Consider the following 20294-nt stretch of genomic DNA (forward strand, 5'->3'; position numbering starts at 1 on the left):
TTTTCCCGTAATGATTAGGCTCTCTCGAAACCGCGCGCCACTTCCCAGTCGGTCACGCGGCGGTCGTATTCTTCCTGCTCCCACCTTGCGGCGTGCACGTAGTGATCGACCACGTCGTCGCCAAAGGCCTCACGCAGCATTTTCGATCCGTCCAGGAAGGCGGTCGCGTCGCGCAATGTCTTGGGTATCTCGCGCACGTCCTTCCCGCCATAGGCGTCACCGACAAAAGCGGGCTCAAGTTCGAGTTTATTTTCAATGCCGTCAATGCCCGCCGCAAGAAGGGCGGCCATGGCGAGATAGGGATTGAGATCCGACCCGCCGACACGACACTCGATACGGATGCCCTTGGTTTCCGCGCCGCAAAGGCGGTATCCTGCCGTGCGGTTGTCGAGGCTCCATATCGCCTTGGTCGGCGCAAAGGTGCCAGCCATGAACCGCTTGTAGGAATTGATGTAGGGCGCCAGGAAATAGGTGATGTCGCTGGCATGCGCCAGAAGCCCGGCAACATAATGCCGCATCACATCCGACATGCCGTGTTCGCCGTCCTTGTCGAGGAAAGCCGGCTTGCCATCCAGGCTCCACAGCGACTGGTGGATATGCGAGGAACTGCCAGCGGCATTGTAGTTCCACTTGGCAAGGAACGTCACCGCCTTACCCTTCGACCAGGCGATCTCCTTGGTGGCGTTTTTGATGATGGCGTGCCGGTCGGCCATGGTCAGCGCCTCGGCATAACGCACATTGATTTCCGCCTGACCGGGAGACGCCTCGCCCTTGGAATTCTCGACCGGAATTCCCGCACCTTGCAGGCCCTTGCGCAGCGCCCGCATGACGTCCTCTTCCTTGGTCGTCTGGAAGATATGATAATCCTCGTTGTAGCCGCTGGCGAGGTTCAGGTCCCTGTAGCCGCTGGCGCGTGCCGCATCGAAGGTCTGGTCGAACAGGAAAAATTCGAGCTCGGTGGCCATATAGGCCTTAAGCCCCATCGCCTCCAGCCGCGCCACCTGCTTTTTCAGCAGCGCGCGCGGCGAATGCGGCACTTCTTCATGGGTGTGGTGATCGAGCACATCGCACAGAACCAGCGCCGTGCCTTCCAGCCACGGCACCTTCCGCAGCGTCGAAAGGTCGGGCTTCAGCGTATAGTCGCCATAGCCCTTTTCCCAGCTTGAGGATTTGTAACCGGGAACGGTTTCCATCTCCATGTCGGTGGCAAGCACATAGTTGCAGCTATGGGTTTCCTCAAAGGCGCTTTCAACGAAAAACTCCGCCTGGAACCGTTTGCCCATCAGACGCCCCTGCATGTCGACAAGGCAGGCCAGAACCGTGTCGATGCGCCCTTCGGCCACATCCATCTTCAGCGCGTCGAATGTATAGCTCGTCATTTTGTCCATCCCTTTTCATGTGGCGAGCAGGCGGCCGGTATGCGGCCGCCCGTCAGTTCGAGCATCAGGCCTTTGCAGCCGCCGCTGCCATGGCAGCCTGCTTGTGCTCCAGCGCGAACTCCTCTTCCGGCGACAGGATGAGGCGATGGCGTCCGACAAAGGCGAAGTAGGCAATGGCAACCGCAAACCATACGGCTACCCACAGCACACCCTTGGTGAAGTTCGGATCCTGGATCTGATAGAGCAGCGTCACGATGGCGATGATGATTGTCAACACCGCGCCCGGAATGCCGAAGGGCGAGCGGAACGGCCGCTCGATATGCGGCAGATTTTTCCTGAGCAGAATGAAGGAAATCGCCTGCAGGATGTAGGAGAACATCGCACCGAACACGGCCATGTTCAAAAGCACGCTGCCGATGATGCTGCCGCCCTGTTCCGCACCCAGCGAGAACCAGATGACGAGCATGACCGCAAGGCCGACGAGCGCGCCGGCAATATTGGCAACGTATGGCGTCCGATATTTCGAATGAGTGATCGACAGCACGGTCGGAAAGTAACCCGCACGCGACAGCGAATAGATCTGGCGGCCCTGCGCATAGAGGATCGTATGGAAGCTGGCGATCAGGCCTGTCAGCGCCACGAGACCGAGCAGCACCACGCCGCCATCGCCGTAGATCGCCTTGAAGCCATCCAGCAGCGGTTCAAGCGACGAGCTGAGATGAAAGGCGCCGACGCCCGGTAGTGATGGGTTCAGCAGCACGATCATGAAGGCCGAAACCATCAGCGTGATGACGCCGAGAATGATACCCTTGGGCATATCGCGTTTCGGATCAACGGATTCTTCAGCCGCCAGCGGCAGCTGCTCGATGGCGAGGAACAGCCAGACCGCAAAAGGCAGCGTGGCAAGAACGCCCGAAAAACCGAATGGGAAAAAGGAACCGTTGCCTTCCGGCAGCTCCACAGCCTTGCCATCGGGTCCGACACCGATATTAAGCGCGTAACGCGAAAAATCCATGTTGGGAATGGCGCTGACCCAGAAGAACACCAGAACGCCGAGTGAAATCAGCGTGATGACAAGGGTGACCTTGAAGGAAAGCTCAAGTCCGAAGACGTTGAGAGCAAGGAAGATGGCGTAGAAGGCTATCCACACGAAAGGTGAATAGGCCGGATCGAGGCCGAGAATGGAGTTCACATAGGCGGTGATGAAGGTAACGACGACCGCCGGCGTCAGCACATATTCGACATTCTCGCAAAGTCCCGTGACGAAACCGCCCCACGGGCCCATGGCCGTGCGGGCGAAGGAATAGGCGGCACCCGTATGCGGCAGCGCCGGGCTCATTTCCGCAATCGAGAATGTCAGCCCGAGATACATGATGGCGATAATGATGCCCGCCACCAGCATGCCGCCCCAGCCGCCGGTGGAAAAGCCGAAATTCCATCCGGAAAAATGCCCTGATATGACCGCGCCGACGCCAAGCGACCACAGCGACCACACGCCAGCGTATCGGGATAGTCCGCGTTTTTCGAAATAGGATGCATCAGCCTTCTTGTAGCTGACGCCTGATGATGAACCGTCCATGCCCTTCTCTCCTTAATAGAAAAAAAAGCCAGCCAGCCGTTATTGGCCGATTGTGCCCCCAGTTTCCGGCATCGCCCGGGAGGTTTCCCGCACTGCGCCGCACGCATCTGCTGTTCCCTTGCCGCTTCATGCCGTTCCGGCTTTTGTCGATTGCGGCAGTCTCATTGACGGTCGGCTGCGGTGTTTTCACCATAAGCCGCCCCATTGCTCCCTCACTCATCGATTGATGAGAGCGCCTTCCCCATAAGCTCGTGGAGAAAATCGGCAATTGCCGATTGGTCTCCTTCATTGGCGATCAGATCGTTGCGGATCTCGATCATGACGTTCAAAAGTCCGTCCGGCAGCGCGTGCAGCCGCAATGTATGCGTTACACCGTCTTCCGGACCGTAGGGATCGTTGCGCTTTACCGTCAGCGCAGAACCCTCGGCGCCCATCAGCATCGCATCGGCCAGCCGGCTGTCAGTATCGTGCAGGATGCCGATCTGCACTTCACGGAACTGACCGTGATAGACCGGCGTGAAACTGTGAATGGTCACCACCACCACCTTGCGGCCGCGGTCCTGCCGCTCGGCAATAATCTCACTGACACGGTCGTGAAACGGCACGTAAAGCGCCGAGGTTCGGGCAAACCGTTCCGCATCGCTCAGATCGAGATTGCCGGGAATATTGTAAATCTCGCTTTTGACCGGCATGGCAGAAGGCGATTCCGGCGGCCGGTTGCAATCATAGACCAGACGCGAAAACCGCTGATGGACGAGCGTGGCATCAAGCTTCTGCGAAAGCAGCCTTGCAACCGCCAAGGCACCCGGATCCCAGGCCGCATGGCTCGAAAGCACGTCCGGCGAAAGACCAAGCGTACCGAGTTTTTCCGGGATAGTGGCTGAAGCATGTTCGCAGACGAGAACGACGTCGCCCTTTGCTGCGGCGTTCTCGACGCCGACAGCCTGTCCTTCCGCTTCCGTGAAAAACCGTGAACGCACCGTCATGCACGCATCCCGCCCCGAAACCTGCCATTCCGCCGATGACGAAAAGAATTCTTCACATTATCGCGAGTGTCAAATGGAATTTTGAAATTTTCTCTTCATTTTCCCCATTGACTCGATAGCTGGCACAGATGCTTATATTCGCCAATACACCGGCAAAAAGACCGGAAGGGGAAAGATTTGCGCAGTACGACGGCCACCGTGTCGGATGTCATCCATGCCCACTATGACGCGCTGACCCGTTCGGAAAAACGGCTGGCGGAGAGCCTACTCGGCAACTACCCCGTCTCGGGTCTCGGCAGCATCACCACCATTGCCGAAAATGCCGGTGTTTCGACGCCGACGGTGGCGCGCATGGTGCAGAAGCTCGGATATAAAGGTTACCCGGAGTTTCAGGCCCATCTGCACCAGGAACTGGAAGCGACGATCTCCGGCCCGGTTGCCAAACATGACCGCTGGGCAACCAATGCGCCGGGTCTGCATATTCTCAACCGTTTCGCCGACGCCATAACGGGCAATCTGCGCGACACTTTGAGCGATCTCGACACCGCGGTCTTCGATAATGCCGCAAAGCTGCTCTCGGACCGCAAACGCAGCATCTATTTCGTCGGCGGGCGCATCACCGGCGCGATTGCCGAATATTTTTTCACGCATATGCAGGTGATCCGGCCAAAGACGACGCTGATGTCGTCCAACTCCAGCGCCTGGCCTCAATATATGTTGAATATGAGCGCCGGCGATGTGCTGGTGATCTTCGACATCCGCCGTTATGAGCACGACATGACGACGCTTGCCGAGGTGGCGAAGGCAAACGGCGTACAGATCATTCTTTTCACGGATCAGTGGACATCGCCGGTGGCGCGCCACGCGCTGCACACCTTCCGTGTGAAGATCGAAGCCCCCTCGGCATGGGATTCATCGGTCGTTACATTGTTTGTCGTCGAAGCGCTGATCGAAGCGGTGCAGAGCAGCACCTGGGATGAAACCAAGGAGCGCATGAACGCGCTGGAAGGCCTGTTCGAGCAGACGCGTCTGTTCCGCAGGCCGGACCGGACATGAACATTAGTAGCCGGCACAGTGCTTGACGCGGAAACCGCCGGCTGATTGGATACCTGAAATCGCTACCAGCGCGATAAAGCGGGATAAAAACAAGCTGGGGAACATATCTGTCCAACACGAATGATGATGGGATTACCCCGCGATTGCAGGCACAAAGCCGGGTGATGGCGGAAAATGGGCGTAAAGTGACGGAATCCGGATAAATAAATTGCAATCCAGCCGTCACATTAGCTTCATCCAGAATCCGTATCAGCGTCCGTAATACGAGAACACGAAGAGGAGAAAAAAGTGATCTCTCATTGCCGTCGACTGCTTGCTGCCACCACCGCTCTGGTAATGGCCTCCACCGCGATCGCTGCCGCTGCGCCAAGCGCCGAACTGATCGCTGCCGCCAAGAAGGAAGGCATGCTGACCACCGTCGCGCTGCCGCACGACTGGTGTGGTTACGGCGACGTCATCGCCGCTTTCAAGGCGAAATATCCGGAAATCACCGTCAACGAACTCAACCCCGACGCCGGCTCTGCCGATGAAGTCGAAGCGGTAAAGGCGAACAAGGACAACAAGGGCCCGCAGGCTCCTGACGTTGTCGACGTCGGTCTCGCTTTCGGCCCGCAGATGAAGGCCGAAGGCCTGCTGCAGCCTTACAAGGTCTCCACCTGGGACGAAATCCCTGACAACGTCAAGGATCCGGAAGGTTACTGGTACGGCGACTATTACGGCGTGATGTCCTTCTTCGTGAACAAGGACCTCGTCAAGAACGTGCCGAAGGATTGGGCCGACCTGCAGAAGCCGGAATATTCCGGTCAGGTAGCGCTTGCCGGCGATCCGCGCGCTTCCAACCAGGCTATCCTCGGCGTTCTCGCCGCCGGTCTTGCCAGCGGCGCGAAGTCCGGCAAGGAAGCCGGTGAGGCTGGCCTGAAATATTTCGCCGAGCTCAACAAGGCTGGCAACTTCCTGCCAGTCATCGGCAAGGCCGGCACGCTGGCACAGGGTGCTACCCCGATCATCGTCGCCTGGGACTATAACGCGCTCTCCTGGAAGAAGACGCTGAACGACAACCCGCCCACGGAAGTCGTGGTTCCGGAAAAAGGCGTTCTGGCTGGCGTTTACGTTCAGGGCATTTCCGCTTACGCCCCGCATCCGAACGCTGCCAAGCTCTGGATGGAACACCTCTACTCCGACGACGGTCAGCTCGGTTGGCTGAAGGGTTATTGCCACCCGATCCGCTTCAACGCGATGGTCAAGGCCGGCAAGGTTCCGCAGGAACTGATCGACAGCCTGCCGCCGGCAGCAGCCTATGAAAAGGCAATCTTCCCGACGCTCGAAGACGTCGACGCCAACAAGGCCGCCGTTACCGGCGGCTGGGACAGCGTCGTCGGCGCGAACGTGAAGTAACCTTTGAAAAATACACCCCGGCTTTTCAAAAAGCCGGGGTGCTTCTTTGAAAGCATTTCAGGTAAAACTCCCTAGGTTTTACCCCCGGAAATTGCACAAAACAAAGATCGAAAGTGCGTCTGACGATTCCGTTTTTACCGGACGTGCGATAATAAAGAACTTTATAGACAGACCGTTTGAAAACGGCGTTTGGGGACCAGGCATGCCATCAACCAACTCCGGCGGACCATCCGATGCGGGCAGAAAGTTGCCGCTTCATTGGTTAGGCGTCGTACCTTTTGCTGTTTTTGTTCTGCTGTTTCTGATTTTTCCGACGATGAAAATCGTGGTCGGTGCGTTCCAGCGTCCCGATGGCAGCCTGACGCTGGAAAACGTCGCCGGGCTTTTCACCTCGTCCATCCTCGCGGCCTACTGGATTTCGATCAAGATCAGCCTCGCCTCGGCGGCTCTTGGCTGCCTGATTGGTTTTGCCGTCGCCGCCGCCGTGGTTCTGGGCGGTCTGCCGCAGCGCATTCGCGGGCCACTCCTGACATTTTCGGGCGTCGCATCGCAATTTGCCGGCGTGCCGCTCGCCTTCGCCTTCATCGCCACACTCGGCCCGGTCGGCCTACTCACCGTGTTTTTGAAGACGCAGATCGGCATTGATCTGAGACTCCTCGGCTTCAACATCCTGTCCTTCTGGGGCCTGACCGTCACATATCTGTTCTTCCAGATTCCGCTGATGATCCTCATCATCACGCCGGCGCTTGACGGATTGAAGCGCGAGTGGCGCGAAGCTGCGGAAATCCTTGGCGCGACCGGCGTGCAATATTGGCGCATGGTGGCCTTCCCCATCCTGCTGCCATCGCTGCTTGGCACCATGTCGCTGCTGTTTGCCAATGCCTTCGGTGCGGTGGCCACCGCGATCGCGCTTACCGGCTCGTCGCTCAACATCGTGCCCATTCTGCTTTTCGCGCAGATCCGCGGCGACGTTCTCGGCAATCCGCATCTGGGTTACGCTCTCGCCTTCGGCATGATCGTCGTCACCGGCATTGCCAATGCGCTTTACATCTGGCTGCGCGCCCGTAGCGAAAGGTGGCTCAAATGAAGAAGTTCTTCGCCTGGGGCGCGCTGATCTTCGGCCTACTCTATTTCGCCCTACCGCTGATCGGCATGACCAACTTCTCGCTGAAAATGCGCCGCGGTGAATATTCCTTCGACGCCTATGGCAAGGTGCTCACCGACCCGCGTTTTCAGGAAACCTTCAGCTATTCTGTGGTGATGGCTCTCTTCACCATCGTTTTCGGTGTGCTGCTGGTGGTGCCCACGGCCTATTGGGTCCGCCTCAAACTGCCGGGCTTGCGCCCCTATATCGAATTCATCACGCTCCTGCCGCTGGTCATCCCGGCCATCGTCATCGTGTTCGGTTATATCAGGCTTTACAACACCTCCAGCTGGCTTCCGCTGACTGGCACGACCTTCGGCACCAACCTGCTTTTGATGTTCGGTTATGCCACGCTCGCCTTGCCCTACATGTACCGCGCCGTCGATACTGGTCTTAGGACCATCGACGTCTCGACGCTGACGGAAGCGGCGCAGAGCCTTGGCGCGGGGTGGACGACCATTCTGTCGCGCATCATCCTGCCCAATGTTCTGGTCGCCGTGCTGTCAGGTGCGTTTTTGACCTTCGCCATCGTCATCGGTGAATTCACCATGGCCGCCCTTTTGAACCGCCCGGCCTTTGGCCCCTATATGCAGCTGCTTGGCGCCAACCGCGCCTATGAACCGGCTGCACTTGCCGTGATCTCCTTCGGCATCACCTGGGGTTGCCTTGGGTTGATCCAACTCGTTTCACGCTACCAGAAGGGCGCGCCTCCCAAGGCCTGAGGACAAGATTTTCATGAGCTTTTTGACACTTAGCAATATCAAGAAATCCTTCGGCTCCGTACAGGTCGTCCATGATTTCAACATGGCCATCGAAAAGGGCGAGTTCGTCTCCTTTCTAGGCCCGTCGGGCTGCGGCAAGACCACTGTGCTGCGCATGATCGCCGGTTTCGAAATCCCGACCGGCGGATCGATCGTCATCAACGGCAAGGACCAGACGACGCTCAGGCCCAACCAGCGCAATATCGGCATGGTGTTTCAGGCCTATGCGCTGTTCCCCAACATGAATGTCTACGAAAATGTCGCCTTCGGGCTCAAAGTCGCCGGCAAGCCGAAAGCCGAGATCGATGCACGCGTGAAGGAAATGCTTCAGCTCATCCATCTGGAGCATCTGGCGGATCGTTACCCCTACCAGATGTCAGGCGGCCAGCAGCAGCGCGTGGCGCTTGCCCGCGCATTGGCCCCGAAGCCGGAAGTGCTTCTGCTGGACGAGCCGCTTTCCGCGCTCGATGCCAAGATCCGCGTATCGCTGCGCGAAGAAATCCGCCAGATCCAGAGAAAGCTCGGCATCACCACAATTTTCGTGACCCACGATCAGGAAGAGGCCCTGTCGATCTCCGACCGTATCGTTGTCATGAATTCCGGCCGCGCCGACCAGATCGGTTCGCCCTTCGATATCTACAACAAACCCGCGACCCGGTTTGTCGCCTCCTTCGTCGGCACGCTGAACCTGATCGACGCAACCGTCGTCGATTCCTCTACCAGCACAATCCGTGTCGGTGAGCAGAACGTGACGCTCCACAAGCCGGTCGATGTTGCAAACGGTGAAAAAATCACCCTCGCCTTGCGCCCGGAAGCAGGAGCTCTCGGCGCTGACGCGAAGGGAGACGTGGCTATTTCCGGTATCGTCACCTCAAGCCAGTTCCTGGGTTCGGTCATCCGAACCCGTCTTGATCTCGGCGGTTCGACCTTGTCTTTCGACATGTTCAACGATCCCGGCACCGCACCGCCCGCCCTTGGCGAACAAGTAACGCTTAAATTCGCGGCTGGTGATCTTATGGTGATCAAAGATTAAATGGCTTTTCTCCAGCGTCGGAAGCAGATAGAGCAGGTATAATTCAAATCTGCTTACCGACGATGTGAGGCTAGGATGCGCGCGCTTTTTTACGAACTGTTCGGCGAGACCCCGATTGTGGCATCCTTGCCTGATCCGGAACCGACCGACGGCGGCGTGGTCATCGAGGTGAAGGCGACGGGCCTCTGCCGCAGCGACTGGCATGGCTGGATGGGCCACGATACGGATATTCGCCTGCCGCATGTCCCTGGCCACGAATTCGCCGGCGTTATCGCTGCCGTCGGAAAGAACGTTACCAGGTTCAAGACGGGCGACCGTGTCACCGTTCCCTTCGTTTCCGGCTGCGGCCGTTGCCATGAATGCCGCTCCGGCAATCAACAGGTGTGTGAGACGCAGTTCCAGCCCGGCTTCACCCATTGGGGTTCTTTCGCCGAATATGTCGCCATCGATTACGCGGACCAGAACCTTGTTCATCTGCCTGATACGATGAGCTACGCCACTGCCGCCGGTCTCGGCTGCCGTTTCGCCACGTCCTTCCGGGCTGTGACGGACCAGGGTCGCCTGAAAGGCGGCGAGTGGCTGGCGGTACATGGCTGCGGCGGCGTCGGCCTCTCCGCCATCATGATCGGCGCAGGCCTCGGCGCTCAGGTCGTCGCCATCGACATTGCGGAAGACAAGCTCGAACTTGCCCGCCAACTCGGCGCAACCGCCACCATCAACAGCCGCTCGGTTGCCGACGTCACGGAGGCGGTGCGCGAAGTGACCGGCGGCGGCGCGCATGTCTCTATCGACGCGCTTGGCCACCCGCAGACCTGCTGCAATTCCATCAGCAACCTGCGCCGGCGCGGGCGCCACGTTCAGGTAGGGCTGATGCTGGCCGATCACGCCATGCCAGCCATCCCCATGGCCCGGGTGATTGCCCACGAGCTGGAGATTTACGGTAGCCACGGCATGCAGGCATGGCGCTACGAAGACATGCTGGCGATGATCGAGAGCGGCAAGCTCGCGCCCGAAAAACTGATCGGCCGCCACATCACCCTTTCCGATGCCATCACCGCCCTTCCCGCCATGGACCGTTTCCAGGAAAGTGGCATCAGCATCATCGACAGGTTCGAATAACAGTCACAGCCGGAACGTCCCGGAAAATGCCGTTTGTCTAGACGGCATCAGGCATTCCTGCGTCCGAACGGCCGGACTGCCATCCCCGCGCGATTTGGCGCGGCCTCCGGTCTTCTGGTCGGCGGTGCAACCTCATTGAGAGTGGGCGTATAATCCTGGGTAACTGGCGCACGTTGCTGACGTATGGTCGGCGGACGGGGTTCCGGTAATTCGACGACCGCCTCGATATCTTCCCGCTCGAGACGAGCGTTTCTGCTACCCGACCGATAGTACCAGCGAATACCCCTGCGCAGGAGCACGAACAGGCCCACGAGCAGCACAAACCCACCTATCAGTCTCCCTATAGGCTCAGCCGCCTCCGAAGCCGCCGCACGTTTTTTGCGGTCCTCGACGGTAGGGTCAAATCCAAGCATACTGGAAATGCCCTTAAGGCCCACCTCGTCCAACTTCACGTATTGGTCGCCATTATAAAGAACATAAGTGTCGCCACTACTGCTGTTCAAATAGCCGAGGTCAAAGAACTTCCCTTCCACCACGAAAGTCGTTTGATTGGGCAAGTCGTAGACCCTGTCGATCGTCTCACCGCGACTGAAGCCAGGCACCGCAAAAAACCGAAAACGCTTGGCATCGGCATCCACAGCAGACGCGAACAAAAATATGATGGCGACGTAAACCAGCGCAATCTGATTCATATCTTCCCCGCAATACAAAAATATCGGGATATATTTCTACAATCGCCTTAATATAAAATTTAATCGATGATTATTCATTTAATTACTTTGAAAATACACAGATGTAATTTTGATACTTATAATATACACCAATATAATATACTCCTCTTCCGCCGCAAACGGACGCACAGAAAAAGAAGCATCGATAAAGAGGATTGAAAATGCTGTTTCTCGACAGCGTGACCATGAAGGAAACTCCGGACCGAAGGGACGAATACCCCTTTACCGTTCCGGCGCTGCGCCAGCTGGAACGCCTCGAATTCAAGACGCCGATCACCTTTTTCGCCGGCAATAACGGCTCCGGCAAATCCACCGCTGCTGGAAGGGCTGGCGGCCGGAATGACGGCCTATGCCATCGGCAATCATGGACAGGTTGCCGGCGACCTCTATCTTCAGCATGCGGAAACCGTGGCGAAGGCATTCTATTTCGCCCGCAAGAAATACCCGAAAATCCGCATGTTCATGCGCGCCGAAGACGTGCTTGGCTACATCCGCAAGCAGAATGAAGAGACCCTGGATGACTTTCGCTGGGAGCGGGAAAAAGCCCTGAAAAGAGGCGAAGATTTTCCCGAGGAAACACCGGACACTTTCAGGCATATCGTTAGAAGCAACGTCATAGACCGGCGTTCGCATGGCGAGGGATTTCTCGATATCATGCAGCAGCGCCTGCACGGCGCCGGCCTTTATTTTCTCGATGAACCGGAAAGTCCTCTTTCACCGCAAAAGCAGCTGGAGCTTGCAGCCCTCGTCCGTCACACGGCAGATAGTGGTGGGCAGTTGATCATCGCAACCCATTCGCCGGTGCTCTTAGCCATTCCCGAAGCGACGATTTATTACTTCGACGAGAGCGGCATCACCGAGCGTCTTTATGACGAGCTGGAAAACATCAGTTTCCTGCGGCGCTTTCTTGATCGTCCATCAAAATTCCTGAGCGATTAGGAGCTGATAAGGCTTGAAATCGCGCATCGCTTGCCGCATGCCCATTAGCAACATGTGAATTAGAAAAAGAAGCAGGCTTATGTCTCCCACCACCACACCGGCAACTGCCCGGCCCCTGAACAGGCAGGACTACAGAACTCTCGGCCTTTCGGCACTCGGCGGCGCGCTGGAGTTCTACGATTTCATCATTTTCGTGTTTTTCGCCACCGTCATCGGCCATCTGTTCTTCCCACCGGAAATGCCCGATTGGCTGGTGATGATCCAGACCTTCGGCATCTTCGCCGCCGGTTATCTGGTGCGGCCGCTGGGCGGCATCGTTCTCGCGCATTATGGCGATCGTTATGGCCGCAAACGCGTCTTCGCCTTCTCCATCCTGCTCATGGCGCTTTCGACGCTCGGCATGGCGCTGATGCCGACCTATGCCACCATCGGCGTTGCGGCCCCCATCCTTCTCATCTTCCTGCGCATGCTGCAGGGTGCGGCCATCGGCGGCGAAGTGCCGGGTGCCTGGACCTTCGTTGCGGAGCACGTGCCCTTTCGCCGCGTCGGGCTCGCCTGCGGTTTTCTGACGTCCGGCCTCTCTTTCGGCATCATGCTCGGTTCGCTGATTGCCTTTGCCATCAATTCCCTCTTCTCGGCAGAAGATGTGGCGGCCTACGCATGGCGCATTCCCTTCCTGCTCGGCGGCATATTCGGCCTGATTGCCGTCTATCTGCGCCGCTGGCTGGAAGAGACACCGATCTTCATGGAGATGAAAAAGTCGAAGTCGCTGACGGACAAGCTTCCGCTTGGCCTCGTGCTGAAGCACCATATGCGCGGCGTGATTATTTCCGCGCTGCTGACCTGGGTTCTGTCCGCAGCCATCGTCGTTACCACGCTGATGACGGCAACCTTCCTGCAGAAGCTCTATGGCTACACACCGACGCAGGCGCTGGCAGGCACCAGCTTCGGCACGCTGTTCCTCATCTTCGGCGTCATCATCGCCGGCGCATTGATCGATCGTGTCGGCTCCGGCATTTTCTTCATGGCCGCGAGCATCTTCTTCGGCATAGCCACCTTCACTTTCTACAGCTATGCCGGCACATCGCTAGAAACCATGTTCGTGCTTTACGGCGTCATGGGCCTGTCGGTTGGCATGGCAGGTGCAGTGCCCTATGTCATGGTGCGCGCCTTCCCGGCCTCGGTCCGCTTCTCGGGCCTCTCCTTCGCCTACAACGTCTCCTATGCCATCTTCGGCGGGCTGACACCGATTGGCGTAACGATGGCGCTAGCCGTCAATCCAATGGCGCATGCGTGGTATCTGGTGTTCATCGCCGCCCTCGCCTTCTGCATCGGCGTTTACCTGTATCTGCGCGGCAGCGAAATCGAAAGCCATGTCGGCATAGAGGAACTGGCGGCCTTAAGGTCGTAAGCCCAACGACGACACAAAAAAGCGCGGGCAGGACCCGCGCTTTTTATTGCAACAACGGTGGCCGAAACGTCAGGCCGCGCTGTCGATCTCCTCGGCACCGTTTACCGGTACGTAGTTGAGCACCGGTCCGAGCCAGCGCTCTACTTCTACCAACGGCATGTCCTTGCGACGCGCATAGTCCAGCACCTGATCACGTTCCACCTTGGCAACACCGAAATAATAGCTCTCGGGATGGCCGATATAGAGGCCGGAGACGGAGGAGCCGGGCCACATGGCATAACTCTCCGTCAGCTCCACGCCCGCCGCGTTGGTGGCGTCGAGCAGGGAGAACAGGGTTTTCTTTTCGGTATGATCAGGCTGGGCCGGATAACCGGGCGCAGGGCGGATACCGGCATAGGCCTCGCCGATCAGCTCATCGCCGGCAAGAGCTTCTTCGGGCGCATAACCCCAGAATTCCTTGCGCACCCGCTCATGCATACGTTCGGCAAAGGCTTCCGCAAAACGGTCGGCCAGCGCCTTGACGAGAATCGACGAATAATCGTCATTGGCCCGCTCGAAGCGTTCAGCAATCGCCACCTCCTCGATACCCGCCGTCACGACGAAGCCGCCGACATAATCGGCAACGCCGCTATCGACAGGCGCGACGAAATCGGAAAGCGCCACATTGGGGCGGCCGTCACGCTTGGAAAGCTGCTGGCGCAGCGTGAAGAAGGTCGCCAGTTCTTCGGAGCGGTTTTCATCCGTGAACAGCCTGATGTCGTCGCCCACCGCATTGGCGGGCCAGAAGCCGATAACAGCCCGCGGCCGGAACCATTTTTCCTCGATGATCTTCTTCAGCATCGCCTGCGCATCGGCATAAAGCTGCCGCGCGGCCTCGCCCTGTTTCTCGTCTTCAAGGATAGCGGGATATCGGCCCTTTAGCTCCCAGGTCTGGAAGAACGGCGTCCAGTCGATGTAACGGGACAGCTCCTCAAGGTCATAGGTCTCGAACACCTTGGTGCCGAAGAATTGCGGCTTCACGACACTATAGGTCGACCAGTCGATCTTGTGCGCATTCTCGCGGGCGCGGGAAAGCGGCAGACGCTGCTTTTCGCGCTCATTGCGGGCGTGCGCCTCCGCCACCTTGGCATATTCAGCCCGGATGCCGTCGATATAGGCTGGCTTCTGCTCGGCGGAGAGAAGTGCGGAGACGACGCCCACCGCACGCGAGGCATCGGTGACATAGATCGCCTGGCCCTGTTCGTAACGCGGATGGATTTTCACCGCCGTATGCACGCGGCTCGTCGTTGCGCCGCCGATCAGCAGCGGGATGTTGAAACCCTGCCGCTCCATTTCCGCCGCCACATGCACCATTTCATCAAGCGATGGCGTGATGAGACCGGAAAGACCGATCACATCGACCTTTTCGGCAATCGCCGTTTCAAGGATTTTCGTCGTCGGCACCATCACGCCGAGATCGATGATCTCGTAATTGTTGCAGGCAAGAACGACGCCGACAATGTTCTTGCCGATATCGTGCACATCACCCTTCACGGTCGCCATCAGCACCTTGCCGGCGGCCTTGTTCTGCTCACCGCCATTCAGGCGCTTTTCCTCTTCCATGTAAGGAAGCAGAACGGCGACGGCCTGCTTCATCACGCGGGCGGATTTAACCACCTGCGGCAGAAACATCTTTCCAGAGCCGAACAGGTCACCGACCACGTTCATGCCCGCCATCAGCGGCCCTTCGATAACGTGCAGCGGGCGGGCGGCCTGCTGGCGCGCCTCTTCCGTATCGGCTTCGATGAATTCGGTAATGCCGTTGACCAGCGCGTGTTGCAGCCGCTTTTCGACGGAAAGCTCGCGCCAGGAAAGATCCTGCACCTTCGCCTGTTTTTCACCCGTGCCGCGGAAACGCTCCGCCACGTCAAGCAGCCGCTCCGTCGCGTCGTCGCGGCGGTTCAGCACCACATCTTCGCAGGCCTCGCGCAGTTCCGCATCGATGTTGTCGTAAACCGCAAGCTGCCCGGCATTGACGATGCCCATATCCATGCCGACCTGGATGGCGTGGTAGAGGAACACGGCATGCATCGCCTCACGCACCGGCTCATTGCCGCGGAAGGAGAAGGAGAGGTTGGAAACGCCACCGGAAATATGCGTCAGCGGCATGGTTTCGCGGATAGTCTTGGTGGCTTCAATGAAGTCCACGCCGTAATTATTGTGCTCCTCGATACCCGTGGCCACCGCAAACACGTTTGGATCGAAGATAATGTCTTCCGGCGACAGGCCCGCCTTTTCGGTCAAAAGCTTGTAGGCGCGCGTGCAGATCTCCACCTTGCGCTGATAGGTATCCGCCTGCCCGACCTCGTCAAATGCCATGACCACGACCGCAGCACCGTAATTGTGGACGAGCCGCGCCTGCTGGAGAAACTTCTCCTCGCCTTCCTTCAGCGAAATAGAATTGACGATCGATTTGCCCTGCACGCATTTCAGACCGGCTTCGATGATTTCGAACTTGGATGAGTCGATCATCACAGGCACGCGGGCAATATCAGGCTCGGCGGCAATGAGGTTCAGGAACTCCACCATCGCCTTTTGCGAGTCGATCAGGCCCTCATCCATGTTGATGTCGATGATCTGCGCACCGTTTTCCACCTGATCGCGGGCGACAGCCAGCGCCGCCGTGTAATCGCCGGCGGTGATCAGCTTGCGGAAGCGGGCCGAGCCGGTGACGTTGGTACGTTCGCCCACGTTGACGAAGGGAATGTCCTTGGTCAGCACGAAGGGTTCGAGACCCGAAAGCGACATGAAGGGCTTGTGCTCGGGAATGGGGCGCGGCTTGTAGTCCTTGACGGCTTCGGCAATCGCCCGGATATGCTCGGGCGTCGAACCACAGCAACCGCCGACGATGTTGACAAGACCGTCGCGGGCAAAACCCTGCACCTGGCGCGCCATCATCTCGGGTGTTTCGTCATATTGCCCGAATTCGTTCGGCAGGCCGGCATTCGGATAGGCGCAGACGAAGGTGTCGGCCACATCCGAAAGCTCCTGCAGATGCGGACGCATGGCATCTGCACCAAGAGCGCAGTTGAGGCCGATGGTGAAGGGGTTGGCGTGTCGCACCGAGTTCCAGAAAGCAGACGGCGTCTGGCCGGACAGCGTGCGGCCGGAAAGGTCGGTGATCGTGCCTGATATCATCACTGGCAGACGGATGCCCTTGGCCTCGAAGCGCTCCTCGCAGGCGAAGATTGCGGCCTTGGCGTTCAGCGTATCGAAGATCGTCTCGATGAGGATGATATCCGCGCCGCCGTCGATCAGACCGTCGATCTGCTCGCCATAGGCGATGCGCAGATCGTCGAAACTGACGGCACGGTAACCAGGATTGTTGACATCAGGCGAAATCGAGGCGGTGCGGTTGGTCGGGCCGATAGCGCCCGCAACGAAACGGCGGCGGCCATCTTCGCGCTCAGCCCGCTGGGCAGCACGGCGGACGATCTGCGCCCCTTCGCGGTTGAGATCGTAGACGGCATTTTCCATCTCGTAGTCCGCCTGCGCGATGCGCGTCGACGAAAACGTGTTGGTTTCGAGAATATCCGCGCCCGCCATCGCATAGCGATAATGGATTTCTTCGATGGCATCCGGCTGGGTCAGGATCAGAAGGTCGTTATTGCCCTGCTGGTGACAGGCGCAGCCGATAAAACGATCACCGCGAAAATGATCTTCATCAAACCCCAGCCCTTGAATCTGCGTGCCCATTGCGCCATCGAGAATGAGGATACGTTCGCTGGCGGCCTGGCGCAGCGCGCGCAAAATTTCCGCGCCGTCGCGCTTTGCCCCTTCAGGGCCGAACAGATCGTCAAACACCGGCGCACTCCTCATTTCGATTTGCAAGATCGCAAGCCGTCAAGTCACATAAAGATATGTTTATGTCAATATATCTTCAAGGTATAGGTATGGCTTTGCGTCGTTGCGGCAGACTACGAAATTTCACTGACAGATGACAGGTTTATGCAGCAAGGATATAAGCCGAAGCAGCAAACCGTATGGAGGACGAAATGCCCGAGGACGACCACAACAACCGGAACTGGAACACCTTGCCATGGCATCGCCAGTGGCTGGTCAAACAGGCCGATGGGCTTTTCGACTTCTTCCAGTATCGCGCGGTCAATCCGGCCGGCGGCTTCTTCGATCTCGACGCCAAGGGTGCGCCGCTGCAGAAAAACGATCCCGTGCGCGGCATCCATGCCTCGGCACGCATGGTGCATTGCTTCTCCATCGGCCACCTGCTCGGACGGCCGGGCTGCGGCGATATCGTCGACCACGGCATGACCTACCTCTGGAACAATCATCGTGACAGCGAGCACGGCGGTTATTTTTGGCAGGTCAACGATGGCGGCCCGGTGGACGCCACCAAACAGGGTTATGGCCACGCCTTCGTGCTTCTGGCCGCCTCCTCCGCCAAAACTGTCGGCCACCCGCTTGCTGACAAGATGCTGGCCGACATCACCGAGGTTCTGGAAACGCGTTTCTGGGAAGAAAAACACGGCGCTATCGCCGAGGAATTCAACCGCGACTGGTCACCCATCGACAATTATCGCGGCCAGAATTCCAACATGCATCTGACCGAAGCGCTGATGGCCGCCTACGAGGCGACCGGCGACAGCCATTACCTGACAAAGGCCGAACGCATCGCCGATCTCGTCATCCGCCGCCGCGCCGGTGAGCTGGATTTCCGCGTGCCGGAGCATTTTGACGAGAACTGGACGCTCGACAAGGAGTATCGTGGTAACGAAATGTTCCGCCCCTCCGGCTCCACTCCCGGCCATTGGCTGGAATGGGCGCGCCTCATCCTGCAATTATGGGTGCTGGGCGAACGCCGCCATGACTGGATGCCGGTGGCGGCAAAATCGCTTTTCGTGCAATCCATGGCGCTTGGCTGGGACCGCGAAAAAGGCGGCTTCTTTTATACGCTCGACTGGCACGACAATCCCGACAAGACGGCAAAGCTCTGGTGGCCCATGTGCGAGGCGGCGGGTGCAGCCCACTTCCTCAACGAAAATCTGCCGGCGGACGAATTCTACGAAGACAGCTACCGCCGCATCTGGAGCACGATCGCCAACAATTTCATCGACCAAGACAATGGCGGCTGGCACGAGGAGCTGACGGAAAATCTGATTCCAGCCAACACGCTTTTCCCCGGCAAGGGCGACATCTACCACGCGCTTCAGGCCTGCCTGATCCCGCTATTTCCGGCAACGGGAAGTTTGACGAAAGTGATCAAGGAAGGCGGCGGCTCCTATTGAGGCCGCTGCAAGAATGAAGCATCTGACACGCTCCGTCATACCGGACGTGATCATGCTGGACCCCGGATCAAATCCGGGGTGTCAGCATATCGAGGCGCCTCAAAATCCGATAGTTTCCTCGAAATCATCCCAGGACTGGTACATTTCATAACGGCCGATACCCGGGATCGGCACATGTCCGTAATAGGGTGAAAGCTGGAACTCGGCGGCAGCCTCGCTTTTGCCGGCAACGGCGCTCACATAGATCGCGGAGGCGAGCCCGGTTCGGTTGGCGCCGTGTTCGCAATGGATGAGGATCGGTTTTTCAGCGTTGCGCAGCACGGCGACGAGCGTTTCCGCTTCCTCCACCGAGACCTTCTCGCTTGAACTCAGCGGATAATCGACCAGCCGGACACCGTTGTTTTTCGCTGCCTGGCTTTCGGCGTCATACCAGCCTTCACGCTTTTCATCGCGCAGATTGATGATCGTCTTGATGCCGTAGGCCTTGGCATAGGCCGTGATGTCCTTGCCGCTCGGCTGGGCCGAACGATAAAGTTCGCCGGGGATGACCTCGTGAAAATTTCCGGTCAGCTGGCCGATGCCCATATGCGCGCCGGCCAGAACCGGCAGAGCCACCAGGCCAATGGCGGCAATTTTCAGAAACTTCAGAACTATACGCAAAACCTAAACCCGCAACATTCATCGGACGGGTGGGCAGGTGGCATTGCAAATCGGCGAAAACAAGTCCCGCAACGGCGAAAGCGGCCTCGGCGTGGCCGGCAACGACGCGGGCACCTTTACGAACCCCTTGCGAAACAAGGGGTTCAGGCGACAGCACGAAAATGTTCAAGAAACCGTGAGGGTCGGAAGCAGCGACAGCCGTTCAATCGAATTCCGCAGAAACGATGGTGACGCGCCATTCCAGCCGTTGCGGATCTACCGTTTCATTGTTGCGCAGTCGGAAAGAGCGGCACGCGGCAAAGGTCTCTCCAGCCTCGATCCGCCTTTCACTCACCTGATAGGGATCAAAGGCGACGGAGGCGCGGAAGGCAGGCTCGAACCCTTCAAGCGTATAGGTCAGGCGCTGCACGGCAACATTATTGTCGTTGCGGAAGCTGACGCGGATCGGCAATGCCGCATCCGTGCACGCCGCATCGAAGCTAGCCGTCGCAATCACATGGTCGAGCCGCTGGCTACCGCGCTGCCAGTCGTAAATGACAAAGGCGGCAGTGGTTCCCCAGATCAACAGCAGGCAGATGACGACCGGTTTGAGGTGCCGCGGAAACGCGATGAGGGTGAGAAGAAGAATGGCACTGAGAACGGCTCCGACAATCACGTCGCCCCTCCCCCATGAAAACTAACCCGCATGCGATCCTGTCCTCCCTTGCCCATTCCTGCCCGCAACATCAGCCCTATCCAGGTGTCGAAGCACCGGCATTGCCGCAGACAGGCACAACTCTATGGTCGTGCCCCCCGCTGTCAAGACAACCAAGCGTGACC

General features: G+C 58.4%; 15 protein-coding genes and 1 pseudogene. 9 read left to right on the forward strand and 7 right to left on the reverse strand.

What is annotated here, in order from left to right; translation table 11 throughout:
• Window positions 1–14 precede the first annotated feature (14 nt).
• The 3 genes from QE432_RS23075 to QE432_RS23085 all read right to left on the reverse strand — a co-directional run bounded on the left by QE432_RS23075 (window position 15) and on the right by QE432_RS23085 (window position 3944).
• The gene (locus tag QE432_RS23075; protein WP_013636540.1) at window positions 15–1379 is read right to left on the reverse strand and encodes a glutamine synthetase family protein; all 1365 of its coding nucleotides are present in this window, start codon (window positions 1377–1379) and stop codon (window positions 15–17) included.
• A gap of 64 nt (window positions 1380–1443) precedes the next feature.
• Entirely contained in the window at window positions 1444–2958 is a 1515-nt protein-coding gene (locus QE432_RS23080; protein WP_003513319.1) for an amino acid permease, read from the reverse strand.
• 212 nt (window positions 2959–3170) lie between these two features.
• Window positions 3171–3944, reverse strand: coding sequence for an N-formylglutamate amidohydrolase (locus tag QE432_RS23085; RefSeq protein WP_306625857.1), 774 nt, complete (start codon window positions 3942–3944; stop codon window positions 3171–3173).
• 177 nt (window positions 3945–4121) lie between these two features.
• Here QE432_RS23085 and QE432_RS23090 point away from each other — a divergent pair, with 177 nt between their 5' ends.
• From QE432_RS23090 to QE432_RS23115, 6 genes are all read left to right on the forward strand, one after another.
• Window positions 4122–5000, forward strand: a complete 879-nt coding sequence (locus QE432_RS23090; RefSeq protein ID WP_111796076.1) for a MurR/RpiR family transcriptional regulator — start codon at window positions 4122–4124, stop codon at window positions 4998–5000.
• Between the two features lie 288 nt (window positions 5001–5288).
• Window positions 5289–6395 (forward strand): ABC transporter substrate-binding protein, encoded by a 1107-nt coding sequence (locus QE432_RS23095; RefSeq protein WP_003513325.1) that lies wholly within the window; start codon window positions 5289–5291, stop codon window positions 6393–6395.
• Window positions 6396–6597: 202 nt separating this feature from the next.
• A complete protein-coding gene (locus QE432_RS23100; RefSeq protein WP_038491680.1) occupies window positions 6598–7482 on the forward strand; it encodes an ABC transporter permease in 885 nt (294 codons plus the stop codon).
• Window positions 7479–8261, forward strand: a complete 783-nt coding sequence (locus tag QE432_RS23105; protein WP_003513330.1) for an ABC transporter permease — start codon at window positions 7479–7481, stop codon at window positions 8259–8261. Before QE432_RS23100 ends, QE432_RS23105 begins: the two co-directional genes overlap by 4 nt.
• Window positions 8262–8274: 13 nt before the next feature.
• Window positions 8275–9333: an ABC transporter ATP-binding protein gene (locus QE432_RS23110; protein WP_003513332.1), complete on the forward strand. Its 1059-nt coding sequence runs from the start codon at window positions 8275–8277 to the stop codon at window positions 9331–9333.
• A gap of 75 nt (window positions 9334–9408) precedes the next feature.
• On the forward strand, window positions 9409–10452 hold the full coding sequence (locus QE432_RS23115; RefSeq protein WP_003513334.1) for a zinc-dependent alcohol dehydrogenase family protein: 1044 nt from the start codon (window positions 9409–9411) through the stop codon (window positions 10450–10452).
• A gap of 47 nt (window positions 10453–10499) precedes the next feature.
• Here QE432_RS23115 and QE432_RS23120 read toward each other — a convergent pair whose 3' ends face one another.
• Complete coding sequence (locus tag QE432_RS23120; protein ID WP_306625860.1) at window positions 10500–11144, reverse strand: hypothetical protein; 645 nt, start codon at window positions 11142–11144, stop codon at window positions 10500–10502.
• Window positions 11145–11344: 200 nt separating this feature from the next.
• Between QE432_RS23120 and QE432_RS23125 the strand changes: the two are divergent.
• Together QE432_RS23125 and QE432_RS23130 are read left to right on the forward strand one after the other, a co-directional pair.
• Window positions 11345–12122 (forward strand): annotated as a pseudogene (locus QE432_RS23125) (AAA family ATPase).
• A gap of 79 nt (window positions 12123–12201) precedes the next feature.
• Window positions 12202–13533, forward strand: coding sequence for an MFS transporter (locus QE432_RS23130; RefSeq protein WP_306625862.1), 1332 nt, complete (start codon window positions 12202–12204; stop codon window positions 13531–13533).
• 69 nt (window positions 13534–13602) lie between these two features.
• Here QE432_RS23130 and metH read toward each other — a convergent pair whose 3' ends face one another.
• Window positions 13603–17376, reverse strand: coding sequence for a methionine synthase (gene metH / locus QE432_RS23135; RefSeq protein WP_019565253.1), 3774 nt, complete (start codon window positions 17374–17376; stop codon window positions 13603–13605).
• Window positions 17377–17555: 179 nt separating this feature from the next.
• Here metH and QE432_RS23140 point away from each other — a divergent pair, with 179 nt between their 5' ends.
• Window positions 17556–18815 carry an AGE family epimerase/isomerase gene (locus tag QE432_RS23140; RefSeq protein WP_306625864.1) on the forward strand — a complete coding sequence of 420 codons (1260 nt, stop codon included), beginning with the start codon at window positions 17556–17558 and terminating at the stop codon, window positions 18813–18815.
• Between the two features lie 99 nt (window positions 18816–18914).
• Here the strand turns inward: QE432_RS23140 and QE432_RS23145 are convergent, their stop codons facing one another.
• Window positions 18915–19475, reverse strand: a complete 561-nt coding sequence (locus QE432_RS23145) for a dual specificity protein phosphatase family protein (protein WP_003513343.1) — start codon at window positions 19473–19475, stop codon at window positions 18915–18917.
• A gap of 202 nt (window positions 19476–19677) precedes the next feature.
• Window positions 19678–20130: a hypothetical protein gene (locus tag QE432_RS23150; protein ID WP_003513344.1), complete on the reverse strand. Its 453-nt coding sequence runs from the start codon at window positions 20128–20130 to the stop codon at window positions 19678–19680.
• Between the last annotated feature and the right edge of the window lie 164 nt (window positions 20131–20294).

This window comes from Agrobacterium sp. SORGH_AS_0745, assembly GCF_030818995.1.
Taxonomy (GTDB): Bacteria; Pseudomonadota; Alphaproteobacteria; order Rhizobiales; family Rhizobiaceae; genus Agrobacterium; species Agrobacterium tumefaciens.